Below are 10,311 nucleotides of genomic sequence, written 5' to 3'. Positions count from 1 at the left end.
CTGACCAGCTCCCACACGGCATCGCGTTGCTCGTGGGGCAGGGCCTCCAGCAGGTGGGCAATCTCGGCGGGGTGGAGTTCGTGCAGCTCGCGTTCGACGCGCGCGATGGTGCCCTCATTCAGCAGCTGGATGAGAGAGTGCAGGTGCTCACTGCGATGGTCGTTGTCGTTTGAGGTCTCGGTCATGGCAATCCACCGCTGAAGTGGCTGGCATTCTACCCTAACCCGAGGCGTTGTTCATGAATTCGCACGTGCGGTGCGTGACTGGCGGCGCCTATTCGCCCTCGTCGAATCTGTTATCGATGAGGGCCACCAGCGCCGCCATTGCCTCGGCCTCGTCGCGGCCGTCGACGATGATCTCCAGCTCGGTACCTTTGGCGGCCGCCAGCATCATCACGCCGAGAATGCTTTTACCGTTGATCTCGGTGGCGGTCCTGGCGAGCTTGATGTCGCTGGAAAACTGCGAGGCCAGGCGGACAAACCTGGCCGCGGCGCGGGCGTGCAGCCCCAGCTTGTTGATGATGGTGACGGTGCGGCGAATCATAGGGAATACCAGAGGGGGGTTAATGTTCCTGACAGCCGGGCATGAGCATCACCCCCTGGCGGCCACCGTCCAGTGCGCGCTCGACGATATCGATCAGCCGCAGCTCGGGATAATTAAAGACCCGCATCAGCATCGGCAGATTGAGCCCGGCGACCACCATCACCCGCTGCCGGCCGCTGAGGCGGCAGGCGATGTTGGCCGGCGTGGAGCCACACAGGTCAGTGAGGATTAACACCCCATCGCCGCTGTCCAGCGCCGCTACCATCCGCTGCGCCTCGCTGGCCAGCTGATCGGGGTCGGCATCCAGCGGCACGTCCAGCACCTGCACGGCCAGCGGGCAGACCCCCAGGGTCTTCATGCTGACATCGAGCATGGCCTGACCGAGGGGCTGGTGGTTGATGAGTAGTACGCCAATAGTCATTGCGTTAATCGTCGATGCAAGGGTCGGTGTCTATTCAGGGTAGATCACGGTGACGAATAATGACGTGATCACGCTGGTCACGAAAGTACTGGCCCAGCCGTTCGATCAGGTACACCGAGCGGTGCTGGCCGCCGGTGCAGCCGATGGCGATGGTCAGATAACTGCGATTGTCCGCCTCAAAGGCGGGTATCCAGCTGGCCAGCATGGCGCTGATCTGCTCGAAATACTCGTTGACCAGAGGCTGGCCTTCCAGAAATTCGGCAACCGCCCGGTCACGCCCGGTCAGTGCCCGTAGCTGGGTTTCCCAGTGGGGATTGGGCAGGCAGCGGGCATCAAACACAAAATCCGCATCGGTGGCGATACCGTGTTTGAAACCGAAGGACTCGAACAGGATGGACAGGCTGCCGCCCCGCTTGCCCCGAATGCGTTCGCTGATCAGATCCCGCAGCTGGTGGACATTGCGGTGCGTGGTGTCCAGGAACAGGTCGGCGCGATCGATGATGGGCTGCAGCAGGCGCCGCTCATGGTGAATGGCCTCGTAGAGGGGGGTCTTTTCACTGCTGAGCGGATGCTTGCGGCGGGTCTCGCTGAAGCGCTTGAGCAGGATATCGTCGTCGGCGTCGAGATAGATGACCTCGACGTCGACGCCGGCCTGTTTGAGGCTGTCGATAATCTCCGGAAACCGGCTGAGGTCCAGGGCCGGATTGCGGGCATCGATGCCGACCGCGGCGAGATTGCCGAGCTGGCCGGGAAAGGCGCGCATCTTGTCGGAGAAGTCCGGCAGCAGGCCGACCGGCAGGTTGTCGATGCAATAATAATCCTGATCTTCCAGGACATGCAGGGCGGTTGATTTACCGGAGCCGGAGACCCCGCTAATGACGACTAGTTTCATGGGCAGTGTTTATTGATCAGGGCTGGATGCTGTGGGTGGATCGGACGCGGGTGCCGTGGCGGTCTGCTGCTGAATCATTTCTCGCTGACGCTGGATAAAGGCCTCGGGCGCATTGTAGCCCTTGCGCAGCAAAATGTAATTTCTCACCGCCGCCTCCACCAGCACCGCGAGATTGCGGCCGGGGGCGACCGGCAGGGTCACCTCGGGCATCTCGATCTCCAGTATGGTGTGGGTGCGATGGATGCCCCGCAGCCGGTCGAGCTGCAACAGGTCATGGCTGGCGAGGCGCTGCAGATGGATGACCAGGCGCAGGTCCTTGCTGAGCTTGATGGCGCTATCGCCGTACATGGCGCGCACGTTGAGGACACCCAGCCCGCGCACCTCCAGAAAATCCCGCAGGGCCTCGGGACAACGACCGCGCACGATGTCGGGCCCGACGCGGGAAAACTCCGGCGCGTCATCGGCGATCAGGCGATGGCCGCGGGTCAACAGCTCCAGCGCCAGCTCGCTCTTGCCCACCCCGCTTTCGCCGGTGAGCAACACGCCCATGCCGTGCACCTCCAGGAAGACGCCGTGCACCACGGCCTTTTCCGCCAGCTCACCCCCCAGATAATGGTCGAGACAGTTGATGAGCTTGGCGCTGCGCAGGCTGGAGCCCAACAGCGGAATCTGCTGTTGCTCGCAGGCCCGCAGCAGATCGGCGGGTGGCTCAAGCTGTTCGGCGAGGATGATGCCTGCCGGTTGCGCATCACACAGCTGCTGGATGGCATCCTGGCGTAGCGCCGGGGAGAGTGAATCGAGGTGGTCGAGTTCCAGCTGGCCCAGTATCTGCAGCCGGTTGGGATGGATGATATTGAGGTGGCCGATCAGCGAGGTGCCCGGGGTGGCCTCGGAGTGGCCCACGGCGCGCGCACTACCGGCCTGGCCGGTGACCCAGTGCAGGCCCAGGCGCTGCCCATAGCGCTGGAACAGGGTGCTGACGGTAACGGTGCCTTCCATAATCGGCGAGCTTATCAGACCTGGGTTAACAACCGTTAGAGCTGTTTGGTCCCACTGCCGGTTCCACCTGCCGGCGTCGACAGGTAGGCAACTAGTGACCCTGATCCCAGTTGATCAGCAGCTCATACAGCGCGTGATTATCGGTGGCGGCGCGCAGTCGTTCGCGCAACTCGGCGTCGCTGAACATCTTTGCCAGCCGGGCCAGCAGCTGCAGGTGTTCCTCGGTGGATTCTTCCGGCACCAGCAGGGCGAAGATCAGGGTGACCGGCTGGCGATCCAGGGCGTCGCAGTCGATGCCGTCGCTGAGCTGTAAAAAGGCGCCGATGGTGGCAGAGGTGTTCTTGATGCGACCGTGCGGGATCGCCACGCCGTGATCAATCGCCGTGGTGCCCAGCCGTTCGCGCGCGATCAGGCTTTCAAACACAGGCTGCACATCGAGGCTGATGGGCGACTGGGTGGCGAACAGCTCGCTCAGGACCTCAAAGGCCCGCTTCTTGCTGGAAACCTGCACCTGGGTGGCGATACGGTTGGGGGTAATGATGTCGGAGAGTTGCATGATGGTGTCAGGGATATTTTTATGAAGCGATTATGGGACGTGTCATGGTTTGTGCGCTGAATGTCTTGATGAAAATAGGGATGCCTGTTGTTGCTCGAAAATATAAGCCAAAAACATAGGTCAAAAATAGAGGCCGAAAACAGGGCGCCAGGTTTATGCGTTGCGTTTATTCATCAGGCCAATAATCATCAGGGAAACATTGCAGGTAATCGGTACAGGTTAACCATGAAAGGATATTCAGGATAACGCTGCGGGAGCATTGCCGCCCCCGCAGCTATTTGATGTTACTCCTCGGTCGGCACGGCCTCTACCGAGGCCTGCAGGGTCGAACTGGTGCCACGATGGTGGTCACTGCGTTTTTCCTTGTGCTTTTTGATCTGGCGGTCGAGCTTGTCGGTTAATGCATCGATCGCCGCGTACATGTTTTCATCTTCGGCGTCAGCAAAAAGATCGGCGCCATTGATGTGCACGGTGGCCTCGGCCTTCTGGCGCAGCTTTTCCACGCTGAGGATGGCGTGAATATTCGTCACCTTGTCGAAGTGACGTTCGAGCTTGGCGAATTTGGTAACCACATACTCGCGGAGTGAGTCGGTTATATCGAGATGTTGGCCGGAAACGCTGATTTGCATAATTGACTCCTTTGGTTAGATCCATGCAATGGACGCGAGGGGCTGTCTATGGCCGGTTGCTGGCCGTTAGCCAAGCCGCTTGCGTTCATTGGATGGTGCGATGGACATGGCCTCACGGTATTTTGCCACCGTGCGGCGTGCCACATTGATGCCCTGGTCACTCAACAGGGACGCAAGCTTGTTATCGCTTAGCGGCTTGTTGGGTTTTTCCGCGGCAATCAATTTCTTCAAAATGGCGCGAATGGCCGTTGCCGAACATTCGCCGCCGGAAGCGGTAGTCACGTGGCTGGAGAAAAAATACTTCAGTTCAAAAATGCCACGTGGGGTATGCATGTATTTTTTGGTGGTGACCCGGGAGATGGTGGACTCGTGCATCTCGACGATCTCCGCGATGTCGTGCATGACCATCGGCTTCATGGCCTCGGCGCCGTACTCAAAAAAGCCCCGTTGCCGATCGACAATGGTGGTGGCGACCTTGAGCAGGGTGTCGTTACGGCTCATCAGGCTTTTAATGAACCAGCGGGCCTCCTGCAGATTATTTTTTAGGAAGGCGGCATCCTTGCTGGTATTGCGATGCGCCAGCTTGGCATACAGGCTGTTGATACCGATCTTGGGGGTAATGTCGGGGTTGAGTTCGACGCGCCATTGATCGTTGACCTTTTTGACAAACACGTCCGGCACAATGTATTCGGCCTGGGCCTCGGTGATGTGCGCGCCGGGACGGGGGTTGAGACTCTGCACCAGCTGGATCACGACCTGCATGTCGGGCTCGGACAGCCTCATGCGGCGCATGATCAGCGGATATTCGCGTTTCGCCAGGGCCTCGAAATGCTCGCCGATGAGCACCCGGGCCTCGGCCAGCCAGGGGGTCTCTGGATCGAAATAGCTGAGCTGGATCAACATGCATTCGCGCAGGTCACGGGCGGCGATCCCGGGGGGGTCAAAATCCTGCACCCGACGCAGCACGGCCTCGACCTCGTCCAGCTCGATGTCATTGTCTTGCGCCAGCGACTGGTGGATCTCTTCCAGCGAGGCGCCGAGATAGCCGTCATCACCGATGGCGTCGATGATGGTGGTGGCGATGGCCAGGTCGGTATCGCTGCAGGTGGACAGATTCAGCTGCCATAGCAGGTGGTCCTGCAGGCTCTGGCTGCTGTTGTCGGCCTGTTCAAAGTCCGGGATATCACCGCCGCTGTTGTTGCCACTGCTATAGGACTCGGCATAGGAGTCGTAGGTGTCTTCCCAGTCGCTGTCGGTAGGCAGGTCATTGGGGATTTCCTGTTCCTGCTTGTCGACCGCGCGATCGCTGGTGTCGATGGACGCGTGGGTTTCATTGTCCGCCTCATGGGCGGCAAGCGCGGTCTCGTTGGAGTTGTTGACGTCGGCGCTGCGCTCACCATCATTGGCCGCGGACTCGTGGCCGCCCTCCTCGGTGATCTCCAGCATGGGATTGGAGTCGAGCGCCTCCTGGATCTCGGCCTGCAGTTCCAGGGTAGAGAGCTGTAGCAGGCGTATCGCCTGTTGCAGCTGAGGCGTCATGGTCAGGTGCTGACCGAGTTTAAGCTGGAGTGTTTGCTTCATTGAACCCGTTTCGGAAATACTTGTCTGGCACGTCTTTTGTGAATGTCAGTTTCGACCGGTGTATGGTTTAAGTCTACTCCAAACCCGACGGTGATGAAGGTTTGGGGGACATTTATTTTGCCCGTCATGCGGCCATTAATGAAGCCTCAATCCGACAGCCCCCTAGAGCCTGAAGTCCTGACCTAGATAAACGTCCCGTACGTGAGAATCTTTAAGCACCATTTCCGGGCTGCCCTGTGCGATGACCTCGCCGGCATTCATGATGTAGGCGCAGTGGCAGATGCCGAGGGTTTCACGCACATTGTGATCGGTGATCAGCACGCCGATGTTGCGCTCGGTTAAATGCTTGATTATGCGCTGTATATCCAGCACCGAGATGGGGTCGACGCCGGCAAAGGGCTCGTCCAGCAAAATAAATTTCGGTTCGGTGGCCAGTGCCCGGGCGATCTCCACCCGCCGCCGCTCGCCGCCGGAGAGGCTCATGCCCAGGGTGTCCCGGATGTGGCTGATGTGCAGTTCATCCAGCAGCTCGTCCAGTTTCTGCTGCTGTTGCTGGGGGCTGAGATCGCTGCGGACCTGCAGGATCGCCAGCAGGTTGTCGGCCACGCTCAGCTTGCGAAACACCGAGGCCTCCTGCGGCAGGTAGCCGATGCCGAGCTGGGCCCGGGCGTGCAGCGGGTGATGGGTGATGTCCTGGCCGTTGAGCTGGATGGTGCCGTGGTCGCAGGGGATCAGGCCCACGATCATATAAAAGCTGGTGGTCTTGCCGGCCCCGTTGGGGCCCAGCAGGCCGACCACCTGACCGCTGTCCACCGTCAGCGAGACCTGTTTGACCACCTGCCGTGACTGGTACTGCTTGGCGAGATCCCTGACCACCAGACTGCTCATCGGGGGGCGGGCTCCCGTTGGCCATTCTGCGGCGCAGTCTGTTGCGCATCCGGCTGAGTGTCCGGTTGACCGTCCTGCTGAGCGGGGGCCTTTTCCCGGGGTTGCAGGGTGACCGTCACCCGGGGCGATGCCTCGTCCGGGCCGACGCCATTCTCACCGGCGCTGGCGATCACCCGCTCGGACACCTGATCGTACTGGATGCGATTGCCGCTGAAGCGGTTCCCGCCCTGCCAGAATTCCGCCTCGCCCAGCAGCAGCAGGCGCTTGTTCTCGGCGTTGTATTCCATGCGCTGGCTGACGCCCCGGATCTCCTTCTGGTCGGCGCGCTCCTGCCGATAGTGGACGGGCGCGCCCTCGGCGGTAATGCGTTGCAGCACGTCCTCCCTGGCATACACCACCACAGTATCGGCGCGCAGCTCGATGCCTCCCTGGCGCAGCACCACGTGGCCGGTATAGGTCATCACGCCCTCGGCCTCATTGATCTCCGCCCGATCGGCCTCGATGTGAATGGGCTGCTGGGTGTCCTCGGGGCTGGCAGAGGCCAGCGGGCAGAGGATGAGCAACAGCAGTGCCGCGGCGATGCGGCGGGCAGACAGCGGCCCCTGGGCCTGGGTGTGGTTATGGCGCATAGATTCCCTTTACCTGTGACAGCAGCTGAAGCCGACCCTCCCGGAAGTGGACCTGCAGGCCGGTCGTCTCCAGGGTGGCGTCAGCGCGAATAATGGTGGTGTGTTGGTCGGTTTCGGCATAGTCGTCCGCCGGCACGATGGTGACATCGCGGGTGCGGATCTCGAGATTGACCGGCGCCGCATCGCTGGCCTGGCGTTGTAGCGTCACCCTGCCGTTGAGCATGATCTGCCGGTTGCTATCGCGTGCCTGGCCGCTGTCCGCCACCACCGTCCAGCGCTGGCCATCGGGTCGGTAGGCGATGAATTGCGGCTGGCGGAGTTCGCTGCGGCGTTCATCGGCATAGTGTGCCATATACGTGGCCTGTAGTTGATAGAGCAGCTGGCCCTGTGCATCCAGTACCCGGGTGGTGAAGCCTTCCATGTAGGCGTCCGGCGCCGTCTGGCTGCCGGCGGTGACGGCCGGCCCCTTGGGGGGTTGGCCCTCATACAGCCAGACACTGAGGCCGGCGATCACGGCAACCAGTAGGGGGGCGAGTAATCTTCTCATGCGATGGGTCGGTCTGTCGGCGGGGTCAGCAGGGCGTGGTTCAGTTGAGGTAGTGCTGCATTTCGCGCGCCAGCGTGCCCTGCGCCTCCATGATCAGCTCGCAGAGATCGCGCGCCGCCCCCTGGCCGCCGGCATGGGGGGTCTGCCAGTGGGCATGCTGGCAGACCAGGGGATGGGCGTCGCTGGGGGCCACCGCCAGGCCGGCGCGCAGCATGATGGGCAGGTCCACCACGTCGTCACCCATGTAGGCGACCTGCTCCGGGGCCAGCCCCAGCTCGCCGATGAGGGCCTCGAAGGCGGGCAGCTTGTCCGCCTTGCCCTGATAGACGTGCTGGATGCCGAGGTTGGTCATGCGGTGGTCGACCACGCTGGAGTTGCGACCGGTGATGATCGCCACCGTCACGCCGGACTGTTGCAGCATCTTCATGCCGTGGCCGTCGCGCGAATGGAAGGCCTTGTATTCCTGGCCGTCGTCGCCGTAGATCAGCCGGCCATCGGTGAGCACGCCATCGACGTCGAACACCAGCAGTTTGATGTGGGCCGCGCGGGCCAGGATGTCTTTCATCGTCAGGGTTCCCTTAAACCACGCCCGCGCGCAGCAGGTCGTGCATGTTGAGGGCGCCGACCGGGCGCTGTTCGCCATCGACCACCATCAGTGAATTGATTTTGTGCTGCTCCATCAGGCTCAGCACCTCCACCGCCAGCTGTCTGGCCTGCGCGGTCTTGCAGTGCCGGGTCATCACCTCGGCGATGCGGATCTGGTGCACATTGACCTCGCCGTGATCCAGCACCCGGCGCAGGTCGCCGTCGGTGAAGATGCCGGCGAGCCGGCCGGCGGCATCGACGATGCCGGTCATGCCCAGGCCCTTTTTGGTCATCTCCAGCAGGGCCTCGCTGAGGCTGGCCGTCTCGGCCACGCAGGGGATCTGCCCGCCGCTGTGCATCACATCCTCGACGTGCAGCAACAGGCGCCGACCCAGCGAGCCGCCGGGGTGGGAGAGGGCAAAGTCATCGGTGGTAAATCCCCGCTGTTCGAGCAGTGATACCGCCAGCGCGTCACCCATAACCAGGGCCGCCGTGGTGCTTGAGGTCGGCGCCAGGCCGAGCGGACAGGCCTCCTTTTCCACGCTCACGTCGAGATGGGCGTCGGCGGCCCTGGCCAGGGCGGACCGGGTGTTGCCGGTAAGGGCGATGAGCGGCACGCCGAGGCGCTTGATCAGCGGCAGGATGGTGAGGATCTCGGCGGTCTCGCCGGAATTGGACAGGGCCAGCACCACGTCGTCGCCGGTGATCATGCCCATGTCACCGTGGCTGGCCTCGCCGGGGTGGACAAAAAAGGCCGGGCTGCCGGTGCTGGCCAGGGTGGCGGCGATCTTGGCGCCGATGTGGCCGGACTTGCCCATGCCCAGCACCACGATACGGCCCTCGCAGTCGTACATGAAACGGCAGGCGTGGATGAAGCTCGGACCGATGCGCCCGGCCAGGTCGGCCACGGCCCTGGCCTCGGTGTCGATGACCGCGCGGGCCATTTGTTCGATGTTGGTGTTGTTCATGTCGTTATCGTGGGTGCGTCCGTTTTCGGCCGGCTCTACCGGTGTGTTGCCCTGGTGTAAACCTGTCACACAAAACCTGTCACGCAAAACCAGAGAAGCCCAGCCAGGTCATATAGGCGATGAAGCCCGCCAGCAACACTCCCCCTTCCAGGCGATTGATGCGTCCCGGCCCCCGAAACCCGTAGGCCATCAGGAACAGGGCGATGGTGAATCCTAGCATGACGGGGAAGTCGCGTTGCATAACCGCCGGCTCCAGCAGGCTGGGTGCGATCAGCCCGGGCAGTGCCAGCACCGCCAGCAGGTTGAACATATTGGAGCCGAGGATGTTGCCCACCGCCATGTCGTCCTCGCCCTTGAGGGCGCTCATCACCGAGGCCGCCAGTTCCGGCAGGCTGGTGCCGACGGCGATGATGGTGAGGCCGATGATGAGGTCGCTGACCCCCAGGTCCTGGGCGATATTCACCGCCCCCCAGACCAGCAGGCGGGAGCTGAGCACCAGCACCACCAGCCCCAGCGCGACCCACAGCAGGGCCCGGCCGGTGCTCAGGTCGGTGGGGACCTCGCTTTCGAATTCGCTGCTCAGCGGGTCGGGCTCGGGCAGGCCGGCGGCGGCCGGCGGGGCCTGTTTGCTCATCCAGATCATCCAGCCGACGAGCAGGCCGGTGCCGCTGAGCAGGATGCCGCCATCCAGCACGCCCAGTTCGCCATCCAACATCAGCACCCCGGCCAGCAGGGTGATCGCGAACAGCATCGGGTACTCGCGGCGCAGGATCCGGGAGTGCACCGAGAGTGGTACGAGCAGGGCCGTGGCGCCCAGCACCAGGGCGATATTGGTGATATTGGAGCCCAGCGCATTACCGATGCCCATGGCCGGATTGCCGTTGCTGGCCGCCATCCCGGACACCAGCATCTCCGGCGCCGAGGTGCCGAAACCCATGATGGTCATGCCGATGATCAGTGGCGAGACGCCGAGGTTGCCCGCCAGCCCCGCCGCGCCGTGGACAAAGCGCTCGGCGCTCCACACCAGGAGGATAAAACCGCCGAGCACAGCCAGCCAGGACATCAGCATCAGC

14 protein-coding genes are annotated in these 10,311 nt (G+C 62.4%); all 14 read right to left on the bottom strand.

The genetic code is table 11. From position 1 onward, the window contains the following. The coding region (locus RRB22_08960) for a magnesium transporter (protein MDT8384532.1) at positions 1 to 185 on the bottom strand (185 nt) is incomplete at its 3' end. Positions 186 to 273: 88 nt separating this feature from the next. Continuing rightward, a complete protein-coding gene (locus RRB22_08955) occupies positions 274 to 543 on the bottom strand; it encodes an HPr family phosphocarrier protein (protein MDT8384531.1) in 270 nt (89 codons plus the stop codon). 19 nt (positions 544 to 562) lie between these two features. Further along, entirely contained in the window at positions 563 to 964 is a 402-nt protein-coding gene (locus tag RRB22_08950; protein MDT8384530.1) for a PTS sugar transporter subunit IIA, read from the bottom strand. A 34-nt stretch (positions 965 to 998) separates the two neighbouring features. Next, the gene (rapZ, locus tag RRB22_08945; GenBank protein ID MDT8384529.1) at positions 999 to 1,856 is read right to left on the bottom strand and encodes an RNase adapter RapZ; all 858 of its coding nucleotides are present in this window, start codon (positions 1,854 to 1,856) and stop codon (positions 999 to 1,001) included. 9 nt (positions 1,857 to 1,865) lie between these two features. Next, a complete protein-coding gene (gene hprK, locus RRB22_08940; GenBank protein ID MDT8384528.1) occupies positions 1,866 to 2,855 on the bottom strand; it encodes an HPr(Ser) kinase/phosphatase in 990 nt (329 codons plus the stop codon). Between the two features lie 91 nt (positions 2,856 to 2,946). Next, a complete protein-coding gene (locus RRB22_08935; protein ID MDT8384527.1) occupies positions 2,947 to 3,411 on the bottom strand; it encodes a PTS sugar transporter subunit IIA in 465 nt (154 codons plus the stop codon). A 284-nt stretch (positions 3,412 to 3,695) separates the two neighbouring features. Further along, positions 3,696 to 4,040, bottom strand: a complete 345-nt coding sequence (gene raiA / locus RRB22_08930) for a ribosome-associated translation inhibitor RaiA (GenBank protein ID MDT8384526.1) — start codon at positions 4,038 to 4,040, stop codon at positions 3,696 to 3,698. 66 nt (positions 4,041 to 4,106) lie between these two features. Continuing rightward, entirely contained in the window at positions 4,107 to 5,621 is a 1,515-nt protein-coding gene (locus RRB22_08925; GenBank protein MDT8384525.1) for an RNA polymerase factor sigma-54, read from the bottom strand. Between the two features lie 162 nt (positions 5,622 to 5,783). Beyond that, positions 5,784 to 6,509, bottom strand: coding sequence for an LPS export ABC transporter ATP-binding protein (gene lptB, locus RRB22_08920; GenBank protein ID MDT8384524.1), 726 nt, complete (start codon positions 6,507 to 6,509; stop codon positions 5,784 to 5,786). Continuing rightward, a complete protein-coding gene (gene lptA / locus RRB22_08915; protein ID MDT8384523.1) occupies positions 6,506 to 7,138 on the bottom strand; it encodes a lipopolysaccharide transport periplasmic protein LptA in 633 nt (210 codons plus the stop codon). Before lptA ends, lptB begins: the two co-directional genes overlap by 4 nt. After that, entirely contained in the window at positions 7,128 to 7,685 is a 558-nt protein-coding gene (gene lptC / locus RRB22_08910) for an LPS export ABC transporter periplasmic protein LptC (protein MDT8384522.1), read from the bottom strand. Before lptC ends, lptA begins: the two co-directional genes overlap by 11 nt. A gap of 40 nt (positions 7,686 to 7,725) precedes the next feature. Next, positions 7,726 to 8,250 (bottom strand): 3-deoxy-manno-octulosonate-8-phosphatase KdsC, encoded by a 525-nt coding sequence (gene kdsC, locus RRB22_08905; GenBank protein MDT8384521.1) that lies wholly within the window; start codon positions 8,248 to 8,250, stop codon positions 7,726 to 7,728. 13 nt (positions 8,251 to 8,263) lie between these two features. After that, positions 8,264 to 9,238, bottom strand: coding sequence for a KpsF/GutQ family sugar-phosphate isomerase (locus RRB22_08900; protein MDT8384520.1), 975 nt, complete (start codon positions 9,236 to 9,238; stop codon positions 8,264 to 8,266). 79 nt (positions 9,239 to 9,317) lie between these two features. Further along, on the bottom strand, positions 9,318 to 10,301 hold the full coding sequence (locus RRB22_08895) for a calcium/sodium antiporter (GenBank protein MDT8384519.1): 984 nt from the start codon (positions 10,299 to 10,301) through the stop codon (positions 9,318 to 9,320). Positions 10,302 to 10,311: the final 10 nt, after the last annotated feature.

Source organism: Gammaproteobacteria bacterium, from assembly GCA_032250735.1.
GTDB lineage: Bacteria > Pseudomonadota > Gammaproteobacteria > SZUA-152 > SZUA-152 > SZUA-152.
This window is presented reverse-complemented; position numbering and strand designations above follow the sequence as displayed.